The sequence below is a fragment of the Pragia fontium DSM 5563 = ATCC 49100 genome (assembly GCF_900112475.1).
Lineage (GTDB): Bacteria > Pseudomonadota > Gammaproteobacteria > Enterobacterales > Enterobacteriaceae > Pragia > Pragia fontium.
The window spans coordinates 25,877-48,340 of sequence record NZ_FOLW01000014.1; the positions used below are offsets into that span (position 1 = coordinate 25,877).

Sequence of the window (22,464 nt, forward strand, 5' to 3'; positions counted from 1 at the left end):
GAAGCTATGAGTTTTGAAACGATTTCAGTTATTGGTCTGGGCTATATTGGTTTACCTACGGCGGCAGCATTTGCATCGTGTAGAAAACAGGTTATTGGTGTGGATGTTAATCAACATGCGGTAGACACCATTAACCGCGGAGCGATTCACATTGTTGAACCCGATCTGGACAAAGTGGTTAAAGATGCCGTTGAGGCGGGATGTTTACGGGCTGTGACTAAGCCATTACCCGCTGATGCGTTTCTGATAGCGGTACCGACCCCGTTTAAAGGCGATCATGAACCCGATATGGTTTATGTTGAGGCGGCGGCTAAGTCCATTGCACCGGTGCTGAAAAAAGGCGATCTGGTGATTCTGGAATCGACTTCTCCGGTTGGTGCAACGGAACAAATGGCTGAATGGTTAGCTGCAGCTCGCCCGGATCTGACATTCCCACAGCAGGCAGGTGAGTCTGCGGACATTAATATTGCTTACTGCCCTGAGCGTGTACTGCCGGGTAAAGTGATGGTTGAACTGATTCAAAACGACCGTGTGGTTGGTGGAATGACCCCTCGTTGTTCAGAACGTGCCAGCGCACTATATAAAATTTTCTTAAACGGTGAGTGTGTTATCACCAACTCACGCACCGCTGAAATGTGTAAGTTAACCGAGAATAGCTTCCGTGATGTCAACATTGCATTTGCCAATGAGCTGTCGCTGATTTGTGACCATCAGGGGATCAATGTTTGGGAGTTGATTCGTTTGGCTAACCGCCATCCGCGGGTCAATATTTTGCAACCTGGTCCTGGCGTTGGTGGGCACTGTATTGCCGTTGACCCATGGTTTATTGTGGCACAAAACCCGCAGGAAGCTCGCCTGATTAAAATTGCCCGAGAAGTGAATGACGGCAAGCCTTATTGGGTGCTGGATAAAGTGAAGAGTGCTGTGGCGGACTGTCTGGCAGAGAGCGGTAAACGCGCTGCAGAAGTCAAAATCGCCTGCTTTGGTCTGGCATTTAAGCCTGATATTGATGATTTACGTGAAAGTCCGGCATTAGAAATCACACATATGATTGCCGACTGGCATGTAGGAACAACATTAGTTGTTGAACCTAATATCCATGAAGTGCCGAAAGTTTTAATGAATAAAGCGGTGTTAGCGGATGTTTCCGATGCCCTTAACGACGCAGATATTATTGTGATGTTGGTTGACCATCGTCAGTTTAAGGTTGTGAGTCCGGAGCAGGTGAAACAGCAGTGGATTGTCGATACGAAAGGAGTATGGCGTTGAGAAAAATTCTGGTTACCGGCGGCGCAGGTTTTATTGGTTCTGCGGTAGTAAGGCATATTATTGAAGACACTAAAGATAGCGTAGTGGTCGTCGATAAGCTGACTTATGCGGGAAATCTCGATTCGTTATCTGATGTTGCGGACAATGAACGCTACGCCTTTGAACAGGTCGATATCTGCAATCGCTCTACATTGGATGAGGTGTTTGCCAAGCATCAGCCAGATTTTGTGATGCATCTGGCCGCGGAAAGTCACGTCGATCGTTCCATTGATGGTCCGTCAGCATTTATTGAGACCAATATTATTGGTACTTATACATTGCTTGAAGCGGCCAGACATTATTGGATGGCATTGGATACCGTGCGCAAGCAGGCATTTCGTTTTCACCATATTTCGACCGATGAGGTTTATGGCGATCTGCATGGTACTGATGATCTATTCACAGAAACCACGCCTTATGCACCAAGCAGCCCCTATTCAGCGTCTAAAGCGTCCAGCGATCATTTAGTACGTGCCTGGCTACGTACCTATGGTTTCCCGACCATTGTGACTAACTGTTCCAATAACTATGGCCCATATCACTTCCCGGAGAAGTTGATTCCATTGATGATTCTTAATGCTCTGGAAGGCAAGCCACTGCCGGTTTATGGTAATGGTGCGCAAATTCGTGATTGGTTATTTGTTGAAGATCATGCCAAGGCTCTTTATAAGGTGGTAACCGAGGGTGTTATCGGTGAAACCTATAATATTGGCGGTCATAATGAGCGCAAAAATATTGAAGTTGTGCATACCATTTGCCAACTGCTGGAAGAGTTAGCACCATCAAAACCTGCTGGCGTAGCAAAATATGAAGATTTAATTACCTATGTCACCGATCGCCCGGGACATGATATGCGTTATGCCATTGACGCTGGCAAAATAGAGCGTGAACTGGGCTGGAAACCGCAGGAAACCTTCGAGTCAGGTATGCGTAAAACCGTATCTTGGTATCTGGCAAATCAGGTTTGGTGGCAACGAGTTCTGGATGGCTCTTATGCCCGAGAGCGAATTGGGCTTAAGTCGTCACTTTAATTCTGCAATAGACTGGGTACTTGATGATGTCATGTACCCACATTATTTTTATTAACATTAGCTTTAAGGGCGTTGGCATTTAGCCATCACTCTTAAATAAAATGGTGAAGTCAATGAAAGGCATTATTCTTGCGGGCGGTTCCGGCACGCGCTTATATCCGATAACGCGCGGTGTTTCGAAGCAACTGCTGCCGATTTACGATAAGCCTATGATTTATTATCCGTTGTCCGTTCTTATGTTGGCGGGTATTCGCGATATTCTGATTATTTCCACCCCTGATGACCTACCGGCTTTTCAACGTTTACTGGGAACCGGTGATGAATTTGGTATTAAGTTGAGCTATGCCGCTCAACCTAGCCCTGATGGGTTAGCACAGGCTTTCCTGATTGGTGAAGAGTTCATTAACGGTGAAGCCTGTTGTTTAGTTTTGGGTGACAATATCTTTTTTGGTCAAAGCTTTAGTCCTAAGTTACGTAGCGTTGCTGCGCGTGAACAAGGGGCGACGGTGTTTGGTTATCAGGTAATGGATCCAGAGCGTTTTGGTGTGGTTGAGTTTGATCAGGATTTTAGAGCCTTATCGATTGAAGAAAAACCAACGAAGCCGAAGTCAAACTGGGCGGTTACTGGCCTCTACTTCTATGATAACCAAGTAGTGGATTTGGCAAAACAGGTTAAGCCATCCCCGCGTGGTGAGCTGGAGATTACCAGTATTAATCAGATGTATCTTGAACAGGGTACGCTGAACGTTGAGTTGCTGGGCAGGGGATTCGCTTGGTTGGATACCGGAACTCACGATAGTCTGATTGAAGCCAGCACCTTTGTACAAACGGTGGAAAAAAGACAAGGCTTTAAAGTTGCTTGTCTGGAAGAGATTGCTTGGCGTAACGGATGGTTAGATGATGCCAGCGTATTGAAAACGGCAAACATACTGTCAAAAACCGGATACGGTAAGTATTTACAGGATTTACTGAATGTCCGCCCGCGCCAGTATTGATTGCCTTGAGTGGGAGAGCGAGTTTTTTGCTCTCTCTACGGCTAAGCTGAGTTTTGTTGAGTCGGTAACGACGTTGCCCGATGAAGACGTGCTTGGCCAATTTCAGTTGGTTCAGGCGAAAGTACCCGCTCAGCGGTTGGATGTGGTTGATGCCTTAAGTCGAGCAGGTTTTCAACTAGTTGAAGGAGAGGTCGATTTTATTTTATCGATCGATCTTGCGATAGAAAATGCTTTAGCGCCGACGTTTTCCTGCCGGTTAGCAGCAGAAAGCGATATTCCGGCGTTACGCAATACGGCGTTAGACGTTTTTAGTTTAAGCCGGTTTAGAGCTCCTTGGTATCAGCCTGGTGATAGCGGTCGTTTTTATGCTTTATGGGTAGAGAAGGCCGTATTGGGCACCTTTGATCATCAATGTTTGATATTGGAAGATGAACAGGGAAACCCTCAGGGTTTTGTAACATTGCGTCATCTTGATGAACAGCAGGCACGTATTGGTTTATTAGCCGTCTGGCCGGGATGTGGCAATAAAGGTGTGGGTCTTGAGTTGATGAAGGCAGCTAAACGCTGGTGTGCAGAACGAGGGCTAAATCGCCTTTACGTGGCAACCCAGATGGGAAATATGGCGGCTTTACGTCTTTATGTTCGTAGTGGTGCCTCAATTCATGGCACAGCATATTGGTTATACAGGTAAGGTGAGAAAGATGATTCCGTTTAACGCTCCTCCGGTTGTAGGTACAGAACTCGAATATATGCAGGCCGCCATGAGTAGCGGTAAGTTATGTGGTGACGGTGGCTTTACTCGCCGTTGTCAGCAGTGGATGGAACAACATTTCGGCAGTCATAAAGTCCTGTTAACACCATCCTGTACCGCATCGTTGGAAATGGCCGCGTTGCTGTTGGATATCAAACCTGGCGATGAAGTGATCATGCCGAGTTTTACCTTCGTTTCCACCGCCAATGCTTTTGTTCTACGCGGTGCTAAAGCGGTGTTTGTTGATGTCCGTCCGGATACCATGAATATCGATGAGACTAAAATTGAAGCCGCCATTACCGACAAAACCAGAGCGATTGTCCCTGTTCACTATGCTGGTGTCGCGTGTGAAATGGATACCATTATGGCGCTGGCGAAGAAATATAACCTCTATGTGGTGGAAGATGCTGCTCAGGGCGTAATGTCGACTTATAAGGGTAAAGCGTTAGGCACTATTGGTCATATTGGTTGCTTTAGCTTCCACGAGACTAAAAACTACACTGCTGGCGGTGAGGGTGGAGCAACGTTAATTAACGATCCATCTCTGATTGAGCGTGCAGAAATTATTCGTGAGAAAGGGACTAACCGCAGTCAATTTTTCCGCGGTCAGGTTGATAAGTATACCTGGCGCGATATCGGCTCCAGCTATTTGATGGCAGATCTACAGGCCGCTTACCTGTGGGGCCAGCTGGAAGTTGCAGAACAGATTAATCAGCGCCGTCTGGAGCTGTGGCATAACTATTATCAGGCGTTTAAGACACTAGCGGATAGTGGACGTATTGAGTTACCTGTTATCCCGGCTAACTGCCGTCAGAATGCGCATATGTTCTATGTTAAGTTAAAAAACGTTGAAGACCGCACTAACTTTATCAGCTATCTGAAAGAGGCTGAAATCATGGCGGTATTCCATTATATCCCGCTACATGCTTGTCCTGCTGGAGAGAAATACGGCGTTTTTCACGGTGAAGATCGCTATACCACCAAAGAAAGCGATCGTCTGGTTCGCCTACCGCTGTTTTATAACATGACGGATATTAATCAACGCACGGTTATCAGTACTATCCTGAGCTATTTCGCCTGATATGTCTCTAGCCAAAGCATCAATTTGGACTGCCGGCTCTACGCTGATTAAGATTGGCGTAGGGCTGTTGATCGTGAAGTTGCTCGCTGTTTCTTTCGGACCTAGTGGTGTTGGTCTGGCGGGTAACTTTCGTCAGTTGATTACCGTTTTAGGCGTGTTATCCGGCGCCGGTATTTTTAACGGTATTACTCGCTATGTTTCTCAATATCATCAGGAACCACAGCAGTTGCGTAAAGCGGTGGGAACCTCTGCCAGCATTATTCTGGGCTTCTCAACGCTCTTGGCGGTGGTCTTTCTGCTTTTTTCTGAGCAGATAAGTCTTGCCCTGTTTGATCATACTGAATATCAGAGCGTTGTCCGTGCGGTAGCGTTTATTCAAATGGGGATTGCTTATGCCAACTTCTTTCTGGCTATTCTTAAAGGCTATCGTGATGCGGTAGGTAATGCCCTTGGCGTGATTGGCGGGAGTTTGTTTGGCGTTGCGGGTTATCTGATTTGCTTCTATTTGGGCGGTTATGAAGGTGCTTTGGCTGGGTTGGCTTTAGTACCTGCTCTGGTGGTTATTCCCGCTGGCTTGATACTCTGGCGTAGAAAAACGATGCCTTTGGCTTATTTGAAGCCGATGTGGGATAAGACTATCGCGAGCAATCTGGGTAAATTTACCATTATGGCGTTGATTACATCGGTAACGTTACCGGTGGCTTATGTGATGATGCGTAATTTACTGGCCGAACACTATAGTTGGAGTGATGTGGGTATTTGGCAAGGGGTAAGCAGTATTTCTGATGCTTATCTGCAGTTTATTACCGCATCGTTTACCGTTTATTTGTTGCCTACCCTTTCACGATTAACCAGCAAGCAGGAGCTGTCTCGAGAAATTCTCCGCTCACTGCGTTTTGTGTTACCTGTGGTTGCTGCGGTAAGTTTCTGCGTTTGGCTACTGCGTGACTTTGCTATCTGGCTGCTGTTTTCCAGTCAATTTGTAGCTATGCGTGATTTGTTTGCCTGGCAGCTGGTTGGCGATGTGCTGAAAGTCGGTTCTTATGTTTTTGGCTATTTAGTTATCGCGAAGGCATCACTCAGATTCTATATTTTGACTGAGGTGAGTCAGTTTGCATTGTTGACCGGTTTTTCCCACTGGCTAATACCGCAGAATGGTGCCTTGGGAGCAGCTCAATCTTATATGGCCAGTTATATTATTTATTTTGTGCTTTGTAGCTGCGTTTTCCTTATTTATCGTAGACGATCATAACAATGTTGATTCATATATTAGGTTCGGATATCCCCCATCATAATTTGACGGTGTTGCGTTTTTTTAATGATGTTTTGTCATCACAGACAGAGCCTGAGTCTGCGAAACATTTTATGGTAGCCGCACGGGATAGCGCGCAATTTGATGTATTTAATCAGTTGAAGATAGAAAGCTATGCCGATAAAAGTGCACTCGCTAAGGCGGTCATTGAGCGAAGTAAAGCGGATAGCGAAGCACGTTTCTTATTCCATGGTCAATTCAATACTAAGCTGTGGCTGGCGCTGTTGTTTAATCAAATGGATACCAAGCGCGTTAGCTGGCACGTTTGGGGGGCGGATCTGTACGAGGATTCAACCAACTGGAAGTTTCGCCTTTTTTACCGCTTACGTCGTTTTGCTCAGGGAAAAGTGGGGCATGTTTTTGCTACCCGCGGCGATCTGATTCATTATCAACAGCGGCATGCGAATGTCCCATGCACTCTGCTTTATTTTCCAACCCGGATGGATGCGAATTATCGTCCTGAAACCAGCGATAGGTACCCTCGGCAAACGTTGACTATTTTGTTGGGGAATTCTGGTGACCGTACTAATCGGCACATTGAAGCGTTGCAGGAAATTTACGAGAAGTTTGGCACCGACAATATCAACATCATTATTCCGCTAGGCTATCCAGCGAATAATCAGGTTTATATTGCTGAAATCCGCGCTAAAGCCGAGGCGTTATTTCCACAGGGTCAGGTTACTCTATTAACCGAGCAGATTCCTTTTGATGAGTATTTAACCATTCTTTCCGGCTGCGATTTAGGTTATTTCATTTTTAACCGTCAGCAGGGTATTGGTACCCTTTGTTTACTGATTCAAAGCGGGGTGCCTTTTGTTGTCAGTCGTAAAAACCCATTTTGGCACGATCTTGAGGAACAGCAGGTTCCTTTCCTGTTCTACGGAGATAAAGTGGATACAGACGTTGTACGCGAGACACAAACAAAGCTGGCTGCTATGAATAAAAGTCAGATCGCTTTCTTTAATCCAAACTATATTGATGGTTGGAAGCAGGCTTTGCGTATTGCCGCTGGGGAGGGTAAATAATGGAACCCACACAGTTTGCTGGCTTATTTGTTGTTTACCTGATTTCGCTGGTATTCATTTTGACCCTAACTTATAAAGAGTTTCGGCGAGTACGTTTCAATTTTAACGTTTTGTTTTCTTTGCTTTATTTATTAACTTTTTACTTCGGTTTTCCGTTGACCTGTTTGTTGGTTTTTCAGTTTGATGTACAGGTGGTTGAAGTTGATTCATTACTTAATGCACTACTGTCCGCTACCTGTTTTTATGCCATTTACTATATTTGCTATAAAACCCGACTGATAAAAGCTAACGCAACACCTCGTCCGGCATTATTCACCATGAACCGGGTAGAGACTAACCTGACTTGGATATTGTTGGCCTTAGTGGCAATTTCAACCGTCGGGATTTTCTTCCTGCAAAACGGTTTCTTACTGTTTAAATTAGAAAAATACAGCCAGATTTTTTCCAGCGATGTTTCAGGGGTGGCATTAAAGCGTTTCTTCTATTTCTTTATTCCAGCGATGCTGATTGTTTATTTCCTGAAAGAAAACACTCGTAGTTGGTTCCTGTTTTTAATCAGTACCGTGGCATTTGGTGTTTTGACCTATGTTGTTGTGGGAGGCACCCGAGCCAATATCCTGATAGCCTTCTCTTTATTTTTGTTTATTGGCATAGCTCGAGGGCATATTACCCTATGGATGCTGGTTATGGCCGGCGTAGCCGGTGTGGTCGGTATGTTCTGGTTGGCGTTAAAACGCTATGGCATGAATGTATCCGGTGCAGAAGCGTTCTATACTTTCCTTTATTTAACGCGCGATACCTTCTCTCCATGGGAGAATTTGGCGCTGTTACTGCAAAATTACGACAAGATTGAGTTTCAGGGATTAGCACCGATTGTTCGTGATTTTTATGTGTTTATTCCGAGCTGGGTATGGCCGGACAGACCGAATCTAGTGGTGAATACCGCGAACTATTTTACTTGGGAAGTGCTGGATTATCATTCCGGGTTAGCAATATCGCCAACGTTAATTGGCTCACTGATTGTGATGGGCGGCGTGTGGTTTATTCCTTTAGGTGCTGTTTTAGTCGGTTTAATTATTAAATGGTTTGATTGGGTCTACGAGAAGGGAAAAGCTGAGTCAAACCGTTATAAAGGCGCCATCATGCAGGCTTTCTGCTTCGGCGCGGTATTTAATATTATTGTTTTAACACGTGAGGGAGTGGATTCATTTGTCTCACGGGTGGTATTTTTTGCATTAATTTTTGGGCTATGTTTGATCTTGGCTAAATTGCTGTATTGGGCTTTTGATACCTGTGGAATGATTCGTCAGCGGGTCAGTAAATCGGTTAATGCCAGACAGGTGAAGATTGATAAGGCGAAAGTCGTTTAGGAGAAGGGTGTGAATATCACTAAGTATAGTATTCGCGGTATTGCTATATCGGGCTTTCGCGATATGTCCCAGTTTGTCGATTATCTGTTTAGCGATGGCGATATGAAAAATGGCACGCTGGTGGCGATAAATGCAGAGAAAGTCATGACAGCCGAGCAGGATAAGGCCTTACGTGAGTTAATTGATGCTGCAGAATATAAATACGCCGATGGCATTAGTATTGTTCGCTCTATCCGTCGTAAGTACCCGGATGCAAACCTGCAACGTATTGCCGGCGCCGATCTCTGGGAAGCGTTGATGGAGCGTGCGGGGCAAAAAGGGATACCGGTTTTTCTGGTTGGCGGTAAGCCAGAAATACTGGCAGAAACCGAACAGAAGCTAAAAAGCCAATGGAATGTGAATATCGTTGGTAGTCAGGATGGGTATTTTAAGCCAGAAGATCGTGATGCCCTGTTTGAGCGAATTTGGGCCAGTGGCGCTAAATTTGTAACCGTAGCGATGGGCTCGCCAAAACAAGAGATGTGGATGCGAGACTGCCGCAAAGTGTACCCGGATGCTTTATATATGGGCGTTGGCGGTACATATGACGTATTTACTGGCCATGTAAAACGCGCACCGAAAGTCTGGCAGAATATGGGGTTGGAGTGGCTCTATCGTTTGCTGTCGCAACCAACGCGCTGGCGTCGTCAGTTTAAGCTACTTAAGTATGTGGTTTATCACTACACCAATCGTTTGTAATTTTGCTATTAAATATAATAAAAAAGGCCATAGGGCCTTTTTTTTAAATCAGATGTAGTGAATATTCCGGTCGTAACTTATGTTGAGAAATATGATCATCACGAGCGACCGGTTAAGTGTATATTTCGGCTACAGAGTGCTTCGGGCCTAGGCTTCTTAGGGGCACTCCGGCAGCTAAAGCTGCTACGACCCCAACAGAACCCTCTCCCTCAGGTTGAGAATATGAGGAGTTTGTCATTAATTTTTTGGATATTGGGGTCATAAAAGTTTGGCGGAATATTTGCTGGAGTTTAGATGAAAGACCTGCCGCTCTCACTGAATAGAGAGCGGCAGATTTGAATTGCCAGAATAAATCAGCTTTCTTTCACTTCAACCGAGTTCACGGATGCTGCATCAGCTTCTTTGCGTTCTTCAGCTATGCACACGGCGGCGATAAATACCACATCGGTGGATGAGTTAATCGCTGTTTCTACAGAGTCTTGAAGTACGCCAATAATGAAGCCAACGGCGACAACCTGCATAGCAATTTCGTTTGGAATACCAAACATGCTACAGGCGACTGGGATAAGCAGTAGAGAACCACCGGCAACGCCCGATGCGCCACAGGCACATATTGAAGCGATGATGCTTAATAACAGCGCCGTTGGAATATCAACCTCAATGCCCAATGTGTTAACTGCTGCCAGGGTTAACACAGTGATAGTCACTGCTGCACCGGCCATATTAATTGCCGTGCCCAGTGGTACGGCAACGGAATAGGTTTCTTCTTTTAGCTTCAGTTTCTTACATAACGTCATATTCACTGGAATATTAGCGGCGGAGCTACGGGTAAAAAATGCCGGAATACCACTATCGCGCAGACAGGTTAGTACCAGTGGGTAAGGATTTTGACGGGTAATGACAAAAGTAATCAGCGGGTTTAGCACCAGGGCAACCACTGCCATACAGCCAATAAGTACAGCTAGCAGATGAGCATAGCCGCGAAACGCGGAGAAGCCGGTATCTGGATCGGACAGCGTCGCTGAAACCAAACCAAAAATCCCGATTGGCGCAAAACGAATAACCAGACGGACAATAAAGGTGATGCCGTATGAGAGGTCGCTGACCACCAGTTTTGTTGAATCGGAGGCATGGCGTAGTGCGACGCCTAAAGCGATTCCCCAAACCAGTAAGCCGATATAGTTTGCTTCTAGCAGGGCTCTAATCGGGTTATCAACCATTTTGAACAGGACTGCATGCAGAACTTCTACTACGCTGCCTGGAGGTGTGATAGAGGCCTCAGTATTGGCCAGAATTAGCGTAGATGGAAACAGAAAGCTGCCCAGTACCGCGATCAGGGCGGCGGAAAAGGTACCAATCAGATATAAAACGACAATGGGTTTCATATTGGTTTTTTGTCCTTGCTTATGATTAGCAATGGAGGACGCCACTAATATAAAAACCAGAATGGGGGCTACGGATTTCAGGGCACCGACAAACAGGCTACCTAAAAGACCAACTGACTGAGCAGTGGAGGGAGATAGCAGCGATAAAGCTATACCTGCCAGTAGTCCGATTAGAATTTGGGTAACGAGGCTGCCGCGAAGAAAGCGTAATGGTTTGTTTAAAGTACTCACTATGGATGGATCCCTAAGATATATTTCCTAAACCTATACTTCCCGACAGATTTTATAGTCAATAACATTTCAGCACCGCATAAGGGTGATATTGTCTGACGGGAAATGTGTGTTTGCTTTTATAAGTTATGCGGATGGTCTTTTTTACCCGCTAGGGCAGACTTTAAAAGAGGTTGACGCTTTCTGGAAGTAAAATTAGTCATAATGATAAATTAATTATCTAAAAAGGAAGGTTTGGCTTTGTTTTATGATAAAAAAATGGCCGGATCGTTGATGAAGTGAGCAATTAATAAAATTCCTGAAAAAAGGGCTAGACAGATGGTTCTGAAATCCGTACTATCCTCACCGCAACGGCGCACTGCGCGCCCGTAGCTCAGCTGGATAGAGCGCTGCCCTCCGGAGGCAGAGGTCTCAGGTTCGAATCCTGTCGGGCGCACCATAAAACAGTGCACAGGGCTGAGATGATATCCGAGGTTTGGATACCGGGTTGAGCAAGAATTTATGGTGGCTATAGCTCAGTTGGTAGAGCCCTGGATTGTGATTCCAGTTGTCGTGGGTTCAAGTCCCATTAGCCACCCCATTATTTGTTAGAGTTAGATATTTTTGTGTTATTGCGAAGGTGGCGGAATTGGTAGACGCGCTAGCTTCAGGTGTTAGTGTCCTTCGGACGTGAGGGTTCAAGTCCCTCTCTTCGCACCACACGAATGTTTAGATTCTTATGAAAAAGAAGTAACAGAATCGGCGAGTAGCGCAGCTTGGTAGCGCAACTGGTTTGGGACCAGTGGGTCGGAGGTTCGAATCCTCTCTCGCCGACCAAATTTAAGAAACCTGCTTTAATAGCAGGTTTTTTTACGCCTGTCGTTTATAGAGGATGAGAAGCTCCGGAAGGAGGTCGACAAATCCGTTGGGAACGGATTTGCACGTCACGTAGTGACGCCCGTAGGGCGAGTATCAGGATGATACGAGTGAATCCTCTCTCGCCGACCAATTTCAAGAAAACCTGCTTTAATAGCAGGTTTTTTTACGTCTGTAGTTTACAGAGGATGAGAAGCTCCGGAAGGAGGTCGACAAATCCGTTGGGAACGGATTTGCACGTCACGTAGTGACGCCCGTAGGGCGAGTATCAGGATGATACGAGTGAATCCTCTCCCACCGACCAATTCAAGAAAACCTACTTTAATATCCCGCCATCGGCTGCTGTATTATCCACCAGGCCAACGCCAGACAATTGATAATCACCGTTGGCCAGAACAGCAGTTGGAATTTGGTTTTACTGGTTTTATGACGATATATTTGCTGAGCTATCAGCGCCCCCGGCCATCCACCAATAAGCCCAAGCCATAGTAGCGTGCTTTCTTTTACCCGCCATTCATCGTTTTTTGCAGCTATTTTATCTCTGAGATAAAAGATAAAAGCCAGCAGGCTGGAAAGGATATATAAAAAGAGCAGGGTGACAGGAATTTTGCCAAGCCAGAAACTTACCGCGATAACAAGGGCAAAGACAGCAACAAAAAGCATTATTCCTTTATCGAAGGATGGGTGAGTCGGTTTACTCATGTGTCGTTGATCCTTATGCTTTTTATTTTGAATTGTCGCCGGTTAAAGACATTTAACGTATTGATTATAAATGAAAAATATATAATGGTTATACGCTGTCTCTAAACGGAGACGACTTATTTATTCTTCCGATAGTATGGTATGACAAACACCATAATTTCTTCTTGGATGAAGATAAAGAATTAATCATTATTAATCAATTTGTTATATGATTTTTTCAGGGAAAATTATAAATAATGAGAAAACTGGCACGAACCATGCAATATCTAGTTTGTAGATGCTCATTCACCTTTTTATGATAGTCGATTTAAGGATCGCTTCATAAGCCTATCGAATGATGCAGAGCCGAGTAATGGTGTCTATCGTCTAGCCTTATGATGACATTGTCATCAAACATTAGACATAACGTTGAGTGAGACACCGCCATGTTGTCCTTTGACCTGATTTTTTTCTCACACTTGCCTAAATAGGCAAGTGTTTTTTTTGCCTGAAATTCAGCAACACTGTGATTTTTATCAGATTGATGGGGAAATTTTAGAGGAAGGCAGAAAAGTAAAAGCGGGCTGAATAGCCCGCTCTGGTGTTTTATTTAACCGTTAACGCTAGCCCCTGTCGACGCATTTGAGCGGCTTCTTGGGGATGATTAAGCTTATCGAAGGTATCAGCCAGTAAGGCGAAATCTTTAGCATTTGGCTGTTGTTCAATAGCCTGTTTCAACGCTTGATTAGCCTGCTGCCATTCGCCATGCTGGATTAGTAACCGCCCCAGCGTGCTGTTTAATAATGGTGTGGCACCATGTTCTTTAATCTGCATTCTGAGCTCTTTCTCTAATGGCTCAGGGTTACCCGTGTGCAGCTTCTGAATTAACAGTACCAGTTTTTCATCATATTGATGTTTCAGACCGTCCAGAATGATTTTTTGGGCTTGTTCATTGTCATCGCAATCAATAAAGTGCGAGGCAAGTTCAACCTGTAAGGTTCGGTTATTGCGGACTTTACGAGGCTGATCTTTCCACCACTGTTTTAGACCTTCGCTGCCCCCTTCAGATATCGCTTGGTTCATTAAACCGATATAAGCATCAAGGCGTAATGTTTCCAACGTATCTTCATCGTAAAGCTTGGCTTTCTCAATGGAGGGAATAATCTCCAATAGGGAAGCGTAGCCACCGGTTTTCAGATAGGCCTGTTGAGCAAGACGCAGAACTTCAGGATGGCGTGGGGCATCGTTTAAGAGCTGATCGACACCATGGCGTGCGGCATGGTATTCCCCCTGCGCCAGCTGAATGCGTACGCGGGTGATATCGACCGGTAACTGGTCAGTATCGGCCAGTTCTGCTGCGCGGGTCAGGTAATCATTAATTCGTTTGGTATCACCGTTTTGCTGAGCAGCCTCTGCCGCTAACAGATAGTTAACCACTGGCTGTTCTGCATGATCGGCGTTGCGCGTCAGCAACTTCTCTACTTGATTAAAGTCACCTTCAGTGAGTTTTAACATCGCTGCACGAGTTTGTTTACGGGCCCGAGTGCTTTTACGGCCAATAAACCAGCCTTTAGTGCGTGAACTGGTGTGGAATACGCGGCGTAAAACCCATTCCAGACAAAACAGAGCAATAAACAGTATCGCAATGAGAATAGCCAGACCGGTGACGCTCATTTTAATATCGTAGTTATCGGTTTGAATCAGTACCGAGCCCTGATGTCCGGCCAACATGGGGCCCAACGCTATGCCTGCAACCAGTATTAACAGTAAAAAGAGTAGTCGCAACATGCTTAACCCTCCTGATTACTGGCTGGAGCAGGAGTTGCTGCTGCTGGCTCTGGTGCCGGAGCGGCAGGGGAAATATCGCGGGTACGATTTCTGGTTGCCGTATCCAGTAGCCTTAGGCTCTTTAATTCTTTAGGTAAATCCAAATTCACTGATTGTTGGCTAAGCTCATCAAGCTGGCTCAAAAATGCTTTGGTAGATGGATGATCTGGCTCAAAATAGGCGCGAACCCAAGTCGATACGCTTTCCAGGGATTGCTTATAAATTTCACCCTGATGACGAGAAACTGCGCGGGCGGCAATCAGCAGCTTTAAGCGTAGGTTTTCTCTTAAATAGGTGTCCTGATCCGGAGTTAATAGCGGGCTGGTCAGCTCGTTATCCGGCACATTACGGGCACGAATGGTAATAAATTCGGACATGAAGTTATTCCAACTGTGCTTCAGATTTTGGCGCCAGTCTTTAATATTCTCACTAACCTGAGTTGCACCTTGCTCCAGTGGGGTATTATCCCAGTCGGTGCTGGCAGATGGCAGGTTCATAATCTGATCGGATAGTTCGTTCAGCGTTAAAGCAATACCATCAAAATCAATCTGACTAACGTTAGAAATGGCGTTGATATCCTGAATAATTGCCTGACGTATTTCATTCAGGCTAGGATCATTCATCTCTGCCAGCGACTTATCCGCGCTTTTCAGCATATTAGCCGCGGTGGCGATATCTTGATCAATCCATAATTTACGGGCTGCCATTTTGACCAGAAAATCCGCTTCCGATAAATGCCATATTTTGGCATCACTGGCGGCAATTGCGCTGACTTTGTTTTGTAATTCTTGCAGAACTGAAGACTGGGCAGTGAGTTGGCCGGTCTGAGTGGCTAATTTCTGCTCGGTATCTTTTAATTGTTGAGTCAGTTCATTTTGTGCAGTCACCAGACGGCTGTCTTCTTGCGATTGTCCTGATTTCAGAGCATCGATTTGAGCCTGTAATTGCTGAATAGTTGCTCGTTGGGATATGGCCTGTTGATGCCCGTGATAGTAGAGTCCACCGCCGAGCGCAATAACCAACGCTATAGCAATCGCGCCTAATGCAACACCTGAGCGGCTACCCTGCTTAGCTGGAGGTGTTTTGGTGCTCGTTTCTTTTTCAGTTGACACTTTCTTATGCTCAACTGGTGCTGATGGGGTCGTTGAATCCGTCATCTTGGCACATCCCATAGTTAAATTTGTTGTAGTGCGCGAAGCAGCGCATCATTATCTGCATTATCTGCAATGTGACATTGCGTCCAGCCTAAATTTTTGGCTTGGTCGGCAAGCCGTTCACTGACGATCAGTAAATGGCAATTGAGTAACCAGTTACGATAACCTGTAGGAACAAGTTCGTACAGTTGTTGTAACATTTCTCCACTGGTAATTACCAGTATGTTAATACTTATCTGTTGCCAATATCGACAAAGATCGTCGCCATGATAAGCGATTGGATTACGTTGATAACACTCGCAAAAAGTTACGCTCGCCCCGCGTTTTTGCAGGGTTTCAGCCAAAAGCTGACGACCGCCATTCCCGCGTAATATCAGGATGTTCTTTCCTGCCACCTGCTGTAATTGAGGTAACTCTAGCAGTTGCTCACTGATTTCGCGACCTTCAGGCCAATGAACCGTGAAGCGTGTGGCTTGCTGTAATTCAGTTGCTGTTTTATAGCCAATGGCAAAATATCGACAATTTTCAGGCCAACTTTGCTGTTTATGCTTCAGTAAATCCTGTGCGTAGTGCACCGCATGCTGAGAAGCGGCAATGATAATGTCATCTTCACGGAGATTGGCCAGATAATCAGGTAATTTATCCAGTTCGCGACCTGGGCTAAAGGTGATCAGCGGCGTGTGATAAGCCTCTCGCCCTTGTTCTATGAGTTGTTTAACTAACGCCTCACCCATAGGTGAAGGGCGAGTTATCAATATACTCATTTCGTGGCGTTATCCTGATAAACGCGCTGTAGGATTTCATCTGCACCCTGACTCAGCAGCTCTTCAGCCAGAGCAATACCCATTTTTTCGGCATCCAGTGCTGGTCCGCGACGTTCACCGCGAATAACTTTACTGCCGTCAGGATCGCCCACCAATGCTCTCAGCCAAAGAATGTCTCCATCCAGCTCAGCATAACTGCCGATAGGTACCTGACAACCACCTTCCAGACGCTCATTCATTGCTCGCTCGGCCATAACGCGTACTTCCGTTATCGCATGATTCAGCGGTGCCAGCAGTTTACGGGTCACTTCATCGTTCAGGCGGCATTCAATACCGACGGCTCCCTGACCGACTGCCGGCAGAGATTCTTCTGGCGTCATATAGCTGCTGATACGATCTTCCATCTTCAGGCGTTTCAGGCCAGCCGCTGCCAGAATGATGGCATCGTAATCGCCATTATCCAGCTTACTCAGACGCGTACCTACGTTGCCGCGCAGGTCGATTATCTTTAAGTCTGGACGACGAGCACGTAATTGGCATTGACGACGCAGGCTGGAGGTTCCAACTACGCTGCCTGCAGGTAAGTCATCCAGTGAGTTGAAATGGTTGGAAACAAACGCATCGCGTGGATCTTCACGCTCACAGATCGTGACTAAGCCCAACCCTTCAGGAAAAGCAACAGGAACGTCTTTCATGGAGTGAACGGCGATGTCGGCACGACCTTCCAATATGGCGACTTCCAGTTCTTTAACAAATAACCCTTTGCCGCCAACCTTAGCCAGCGGTGTATCCAAAATGATATCGCCACGGGTGACCATGGTGATTAATTCAACGGTAAGACCAGGATGGCAGGCGAGTAAACGATCCCGGACGTAGTGTGCCTGCCATAACGCTAAAGGGCTCTGACGGGTTGCTATGCGGAGAATATTATTAGACATGCTTTATCGTTACCTTGTTATTTTATGGCGTTATTCTATCAGTTGGTGTCAGGAGTGTCAGCGCACCTAAATAATTATCACTATTTGCATACGCTTTGAAATCAGGGAGTTTTGCTGAAACTATTTATTATTCAGCACGAAGGCATGAAATTTACCTCTAATGTTGTATTGAACTATGCAAAAAATAGCGTAGGAATTGATGTGGCAAGGTGCCAATATCTTTACGCCTTCCTCACAAGGTGTTAAATTGATCACGTTTTTGGCAATCAGTGATCGATTGTTTTTGCTATTTGATGAGCAACCAGAATGTGGTTCCTTTAATCAGCGTAGGAATTAATCAGGCAAACCGTCTTGCACCCTAATATAACTTTATTAAAACAGCGGTTGGATGCGTTAAATCAATTGCGTATCGATCGTGCTATGGCGAATATGGGGTCTGCTTTTCAGCAGGTATATACGCTGCTGCCTATTTTTCTGCATTATCATCACCCGAAAATGCCTGGCTATCAGGATGGCATCGTGCCACATGGTATCTGTGCTTATATTCCTAACGAAGCTCAAGCGCTGTATCTGACAGATTTCTGTCGGATGAATGATATTCCTCTGGCTCCCCATTCAACCCAGGCGTTACCCATTACTGGCGTCTACAGTATGGGCAGTACTTCTTCTGTGGGCCAAAGCCAATCTTCCGATTTGGATATCTGGATTTGCCACCAGTCATGGCTAAATAGTAATGAACTAACTATTTTGCAGGCGAAATGTTTACTGCTTGAGCAGTGGGCGGCTTCTTTAGGGATTGAAGTTAACTTTTTCCTGATTGATGAAAATCGCTTCCGTCAAAATCTGAGTGGTAAATTGGACAGCGAAGACTGCGGTTCAACATTACATATCCTGTTATTGGATGAGTTTTATCGCAGTGCGGTGCGGTTAGCCGGTAAGCCGATATTATGGAATGTGGTTCCCGCCGATCGTGAAATGGACTACGAAGAGTACGTTTCAGAACTGTTTGCCGATGGTTCACTTAAGCGCGATGAGTGGATTGACCTTGGTGGTCTTGGCGCATTGTCCGCCGAAGAGTATTTTGGTGCCAGTTTATGGCAGCTGTATAAAAGTATTGATTCACCTTATAAAGCGGTATTGAAAACGCTGTTGCTGGAGACTTATTCATGGGAATACCCACAGTCTCAATTGCTGGCGCTGGAAATAAAAAGAAGATTGCACAATGGTGAGCTGGACTCGTTTAGTCTGGATGCTTACTACATGATGCTGGAGCGGGTGACTACCTATTTGCAGGCGATTGGTGATGATGTTCGTCTGGATCTGGTTCGCCGTTGTTTCTATTTGAAAGTGTGTGAGCGTTTGTCTGAACCCGTTGCAGTGATTCCTGTCCAGGGTAACTGGCGGCGGGAAATTTTGAATCAGCTGACCAACGACTGGGGCTGGGGTTCCGAATGCCTTGAGATATTGGATAATCGGGAAAACTGGAAAATAGAGCGGGTTCGAGAAGCCAACAACGAACTGCTGGATGCCCTGATGCAAAGCTATCGCAATCTTATTCGCTTTGCCCGCCGTAACAATTTAAGCGTGAGCGCAAGTCCACAGGACATTGGTGTGCTGACCCGTAAGTTGTATGCGGCTTTTGAGGCGCTTCCGGGTAAAGTGACCTTGGTTAACCCCCAAATATCCCCTGACTTATCAGAGAAAAACCTGACGTTTATTCAGGTGCCTATCGATCGTGCGAATCGGGCGGGCTGGTATCTTTATAATCAGGCGCCGACGGTGGATGCAATCATCGGTCACCAACCTCTGGAATATAACCGCTATCTAAGTAAGTTAGTGGCCTGGAGCTACTTTAACGGCCTGCTAACGCCAGAGACCCAACTACATGTTAAGAATAGCCAATATTGTCATACCGAGAAGCTACAGGCTTTTGTGGCTGATATTGCCCGTCATTTCCCATTAAGAGTGCCGGCATCCACGCCTAAGGCGTTGTATAGCCCCTGTGAGATTCGCCATTTAGCGCTAATCGTTAACCTTGAGAACGATCCGACTGAATCACTGTTTCAGGACGCGCAGCCGTTCGATCTGGGGAAGTTAGATGTGTTTAGCTTTGGCAAACAGGAACAGTGCCTGATTGGTAGTGTAGATTTATTGTATCGTAACTCATGGAATGAAGTTCGTACTCTTCACTTTAGCGGCAGTCAGGCGGTGATTGAAGCGCTGAAAACGATTTTGGGTAAAATGCATCAGGATGCCGAACAGCCAGAATCAGTTGAAGTTTTCTGCTACAGCCAGCATCTCAGAGGTTTGATTCAGACTCGCCTACAGCAGCTGGTTTCTGAATGTATTAGTCTACGTTTATCCAGCAATCGCCAGGAGCCAAACCGCTTTAAGGCGTTAAGGTTATCGGGCCAAACCTGGGGTTTGTTTTTTGAACGTTTAAGCGTATCGGTGCAAAAGCTGGAGAATGCAGTGGAATTTTACGGTGCTATCTCCAACAATAAGCTGAACGGTATTCCGATTCAGCTAAAAACCGGCGAAGAACATCTACCTGAAATTATTGATGGTTCTGCCAGTGAAGGGATTATTCAGTTTTTCTTTGAAGATACGGAGAAAGGCTTCAATATTTATATTCTTGATGAGTTAAATCGGGTTGAAGTGTATTTGAACTGTCAGGGATGTATTGAAGAGTTGGTATGTGACGTCAGCCGGTTCTATGCCTCTTCCCATGAACGGTTTACTTATGGCTCCGGTTCAGTCAACTTTAACCTGCCGCAATTCTCTCAAATTGTGCAGGAAAATGGCGAATCACGCATTGTTCCTTTCAATAGTAACTCAATTTCTCCGTTGAGTGCGCCAACGGTACCGGTTACCAAGAAAGACATCATCCTCAGTCACACGTTTTAATCTGCCCAATACCTCATTGAGTTATCAGGCAGTCATCATACTGAATGGTGGCAGGATTAATTGCGTAAAAATACATTTTCTCCAGATTGCTCAGTACAGGCTTCCGACAGTACGGCGAAAAATTCCTGACCGCTGCGATCGCAAAACCACTGACCGTCACGATAGTCAAAATGGTATCCGCCACTTTTGGTTGCCAGCCATACTTGATGCATAGGCTCTTGTTTATTAATGATAATCTTACTTCCATTATCAAAGGAAAGTGACATAACCCCGCCATTGATTTCACAATCAATGTCGGCATCGCTGTCAATATTATCAATCGCTTCATCGATGTTGTGCATTAGCTTCTCAGCCAATTGGTGAAACTCAGTATCATTCATATTCAGAATTCCTATTGCTTTTCGTGATCTAGCTGCGATTATAGAGGGCTAAACAAAATGAATCACAGGCTTATTTCAATGAATACACTTTTTCGTTGCTCATTAGTAGTACTAACAACCTTTTGGCTTGCCGGATGTGGTCTAAAGGGGCCGTTATATATGCCATCCGATGAGCCGCCTAAAAAAGAATCTCCGTTAAAAGCGGAGCAACCGAAACCTGAACAAACTGAAAATAACACTCAGGTTGGTAACGCCTCTGCAAAATAAGTGCTGAACAAGTATCAGCAATGGGTTAATTCTTGTGGAGTTGTTAACGGACAGGGCGACAGACAAGCATTTCGGGTAATACCCGTAGTATAAAACAGATTAGGCAAAGCATTATGGATTACTTTAATTACAAAGATGGGCAGTTATACGCTGAAAATATGCCGGTAGCTGAATTAGCAGCGCGCTTCGGAACACCGCTTTATATTTATTCCAGAGCCACGATTGAGCGGCACTGGCATGCATTTGACAATGCTTTGTCTAACCACCCACATCTAATTTGTTATGCTACTAAAGCAAATAGTAATCTGGCTTTTTTAAATATTCTGGCTCGTTTAGGTTCCGGTTTCGATATCGTTTCTCAGGGCGAGCTGGAGCGAGTACTGGCTGCCGGTGGCGATCCCGCGAAAGTTATTTTCTCTGGGGTGGCAAAAACCGAAGGGGAAATGCGCCGGGCGCTGGAAGTAGGGATTCGCTGTTTTAACGTGGAATCGATCCCCGAATTACACCGCTTGAATAGTGTGGCTGGTGATATGGGGCTTAAGGCGCCGATTTCTCTGCGGATTAACCCAGACGTTGATGCCAAAACTCACCCGTATATTTCCACCGGTCTGAAAGAAAACAAGTTTGGTATTAGCTATCAGATGGCTCGTGAAGCTTACCGCTTGGCGAGTACTATGGAAAATATCAATATACAAGGCGTAGACTGTCATATCGGTTCACAATTAACTGAGCTTTCTCCTTTCCTTGATGCTGCCGATCGCATGTTAGTGCTATTAGACCAGCTGGCTGAAGATGGTATTACTATTCACCATCTGGATCTGGGGGGAGGGTTAGGCGTACGCTATGACGATGAAACGCCGCCTGAACCTATGGAGTACGCGACTGCACTGCTAGAGAAGTTGAAAGGGCGTGAAAATCTGGAACTGTGTTTTGAACCTGGTCGCGCCATTGCAGCGAATGCTGGCATTATGGTGACTCAAGTAGAATATCTGAAAGATCAGGACGATCATCATTTTGCCATTGTGGACGCCGGAATGAATGACCTGATTCGTCCATCTCTCTATGAGGCTTGGATGAAGATTATTCCGGTTATTGAAAACGGGGCTGGACAGCGTCAGGTTTATGATGTCGTGGGTCCAGTTTGTGAGACCGGTGATTTCTTGGGTAAAAAGCGTGAGTTGAGTTTAAATCAGGGAGACTTACTGGCGGTACGCAGCGCGGGCGCTTATGGTTTCAGTATGAGTTCAAACTACAACACCCGCTGTCGTGCGGCTGAAGTTATGGTTGATGGCGATCAAGCATACCTTGTGCGCGAGCGCGAACGCTTTGAAGATTTATGGCGCGGTGAGCATTTGGTGAAATAATATATAAATAGAAGTACGTTTTCTGGTTTCGCGCTAAAGGATAGCAGGCCCGGCAAGACGAGAATTTAATCGGCGACAATCGGTGAGATATAACGTTGTC

General features: G+C 45.6%; 19 protein-coding genes and 4 tRNA genes. 16 read left to right on the top strand and 7 right to left on the bottom strand.

What is annotated here, in order from left to right; genetic code table 11:
- Positions 1–6 precede the first annotated feature (6 nt).
- From wecC to wecG, 9 genes are all read left to right on the top strand, one after another.
- On the top strand, positions 7–1,269 hold the full coding sequence (gene wecC / locus BMZ28_RS15400; RefSeq protein ID WP_047782386.1) for a UDP-N-acetyl-D-mannosamine dehydrogenase: 1,263 nt from the start codon (positions 7–9) through the stop codon (positions 1,267–1,269).
- Positions 1,260–2,339 carry a dTDP-glucose 4,6-dehydratase gene (gene rffG / locus BMZ28_RS15405; RefSeq protein WP_074824559.1) on the top strand — a complete coding sequence of 360 codons (1,080 nt, stop codon included), beginning with the start codon at positions 1,260–1,262 and terminating at the stop codon, positions 2,337–2,339. Before wecC ends, rffG begins: the two co-directional genes overlap by 10 nt.
- Positions 2,340–2,452: 113 nt before the next feature.
- Positions 2,453–3,334: a glucose-1-phosphate thymidylyltransferase RfbA gene (gene rfbA, locus BMZ28_RS15410; RefSeq protein WP_047782384.1), complete on the top strand. Its 882-nt coding sequence runs from the start codon at positions 2,453–2,455 to the stop codon at positions 3,332–3,334.
- Positions 3,312–4,025 (top strand): dTDP-4-amino-4,6-dideoxy-D-galactose acyltransferase, encoded by a 714-nt coding sequence (gene rffC, locus BMZ28_RS15415; RefSeq protein ID WP_074824564.1) that lies wholly within the window; start codon positions 3,312–3,314, stop codon positions 4,023–4,025. Before rfbA ends, rffC begins: the two co-directional genes overlap by 23 nt.
- Positions 4,026–4,035: 10 nt before the next feature.
- Positions 4,036–5,166, top strand: coding sequence for a dTDP-4-amino-4,6-dideoxygalactose transaminase (gene rffA, locus BMZ28_RS15420; protein WP_047782382.1), 1,131 nt, complete (start codon positions 4,036–4,038; stop codon positions 5,164–5,166).
- A 1-nt stretch (position 5,167) separates the two neighbouring features.
- The gene (wzxE, locus tag BMZ28_RS15425) at positions 5,168–6,418 is read left to right on the top strand and encodes a lipid III flippase WzxE (protein ID WP_074824566.1); all 1,251 of its coding nucleotides are present in this window, start codon (positions 5,168–5,170) and stop codon (positions 6,416–6,418) included.
- The gene (locus BMZ28_RS15430) at positions 6,415–7,503 is read left to right on the top strand and encodes a TDP-N-acetylfucosamine:lipid II N-acetylfucosaminyltransferase (protein WP_074824569.1); all 1,089 of its coding nucleotides are present in this window, start codon (positions 6,415–6,417) and stop codon (positions 7,501–7,503) included. Before wzxE ends, BMZ28_RS15430 begins: the two co-directional genes overlap by 4 nt.
- Positions 7,503–8,873 carry an ECA oligosaccharide polymerase gene (gene wzyE, locus BMZ28_RS15435; protein ID WP_047782379.1) on the top strand — a complete coding sequence of 457 codons (1,371 nt, stop codon included), beginning with the start codon at positions 7,503–7,505 and terminating at the stop codon, positions 8,871–8,873. The genes BMZ28_RS15430 and wzyE overlap by 1 nt, the downstream gene beginning before the upstream one ends.
- Positions 8,874–8,882: 9 nt before the next feature.
- Complete coding sequence (gene wecG / locus BMZ28_RS15440) at positions 8,883–9,611, top strand: lipopolysaccharide N-acetylmannosaminouronosyltransferase (protein WP_074824572.1); 729 nt, start codon at positions 8,883–8,885, stop codon at positions 9,609–9,611.
- Positions 9,612–9,964: 353 nt separating this feature from the next.
- Here wecG and sstT read toward each other — a convergent pair whose 3' ends face one another.
- Entirely contained in the window at positions 9,965–11,227 is a 1,263-nt protein-coding gene (gene sstT / locus BMZ28_RS15445) for a serine/threonine transporter SstT (RefSeq protein ID WP_047782377.1), read from the bottom strand.
- A gap of 362 nt (positions 11,228–11,589) precedes the next feature.
- Between sstT and BMZ28_RS15450 the strand changes: the two genes are divergently transcribed.
- From BMZ28_RS15450 to BMZ28_RS15465, 4 genes are all read left to right on the top strand, one after another.
- Positions 11,590–11,666: transfer RNA gene (locus BMZ28_RS15450), tRNA-Arg, on the top strand.
- A gap of 65 nt (positions 11,667–11,731) precedes the next feature.
- Positions 11,732–11,807: transfer RNA gene (locus tag BMZ28_RS15455), tRNA-His, on the top strand.
- A 33-nt stretch (positions 11,808–11,840) separates the two neighbouring features.
- Positions 11,841–11,926 (top strand) — tRNA-Leu (locus BMZ28_RS15460).
- A gap of 40 nt (positions 11,927–11,966) precedes the next feature.
- Positions 11,967–12,043 (top strand) — tRNA-Pro (locus tag BMZ28_RS15465).
- 360 nt (positions 12,044–12,403) lie between these two features.
- On the opposite strand, the gene BMZ28_RS15470 is transcribed toward BMZ28_RS15465, so the two are convergent.
- The 5 genes from BMZ28_RS15470 to hemC all read right to left on the bottom strand — a co-directional run bounded on the left by BMZ28_RS15470 (position 12,404) and on the right by hemC (position 17,446).
- Complete coding sequence (locus BMZ28_RS15470) at positions 12,404–12,784, bottom strand: DUF1294 domain-containing protein (protein WP_074824574.1); 381 nt, start codon at positions 12,782–12,784, stop codon at positions 12,404–12,406.
- A gap of 585 nt (positions 12,785–13,369) precedes the next feature.
- A complete protein-coding gene (gene hemY, locus BMZ28_RS15475) occupies positions 13,370–14,551 on the bottom strand; it encodes a protoheme IX biogenesis protein HemY (protein WP_074824577.1) in 1,182 nt (393 codons plus the stop codon).
- Positions 14,552–14,553: 2 nt separating this feature from the next.
- On the bottom strand, positions 14,554–15,747 hold the full coding sequence (gene hemX / locus BMZ28_RS15480) for a uroporphyrinogen-III C-methyltransferase (protein WP_047782374.1): 1,194 nt from the start codon (positions 15,745–15,747) through the stop codon (positions 14,554–14,556).
- Positions 15,748–15,764: 17 nt separating this feature from the next.
- Positions 15,765–16,508, bottom strand: a complete 744-nt coding sequence (gene hemD / locus BMZ28_RS15485) for a uroporphyrinogen-III synthase (protein WP_074824583.1) — start codon at positions 16,506–16,508, stop codon at positions 15,765–15,767.
- The gene (gene hemC / locus BMZ28_RS15490; RefSeq protein ID WP_074824586.1) at positions 16,505–17,446 is read right to left on the bottom strand and encodes a hydroxymethylbilane synthase; all 942 of its coding nucleotides are present in this window, start codon (positions 17,444–17,446) and stop codon (positions 16,505–16,507) included. The genes hemD and hemC overlap by 4 nt, the downstream gene beginning before the upstream one ends.
- 351 nt (positions 17,447–17,797) lie before the next feature.
- Here hemC and BMZ28_RS15495 point away from each other — a divergent pair, with 351 nt between their 5' ends.
- Positions 17,798–20,353 (top strand): class I adenylate cyclase, encoded by a 2,556-nt coding sequence (locus BMZ28_RS15495; RefSeq protein ID WP_074824589.1) that lies wholly within the window; start codon positions 17,798–17,800, stop codon positions 20,351–20,353.
- Positions 20,354–20,409: 56 nt separating this feature from the next.
- Here BMZ28_RS15495 and cyaY read toward each other — a convergent pair whose 3' ends face one another.
- Positions 20,410–20,733, bottom strand: coding sequence for an iron donor protein CyaY (gene cyaY, locus BMZ28_RS15500; RefSeq protein ID WP_047782370.1), 324 nt, complete (start codon positions 20,731–20,733; stop codon positions 20,410–20,412).
- 78 nt (positions 20,734–20,811) lie between these two features.
- Between cyaY and lptM the strand changes: the two genes are divergently transcribed.
- Together lptM and lysA are read left to right on the top strand one after the other, a co-directional pair.
- Positions 20,812–21,000, top strand: a complete 189-nt coding sequence (gene lptM / locus BMZ28_RS15505) for an LPS translocon maturation chaperone LptM (RefSeq protein ID WP_074824592.1) — start codon at positions 20,812–20,814, stop codon at positions 20,998–21,000.
- A 113-nt stretch (positions 21,001–21,113) separates the two neighbouring features.
- The gene (lysA, locus tag BMZ28_RS15510; RefSeq protein WP_047782369.1) at positions 21,114–22,364 is read left to right on the top strand and encodes a diaminopimelate decarboxylase; all 1,251 of its coding nucleotides are present in this window, start codon (positions 21,114–21,116) and stop codon (positions 22,362–22,364) included.
- Positions 22,365–22,464: the final 100 nt, after the last annotated feature.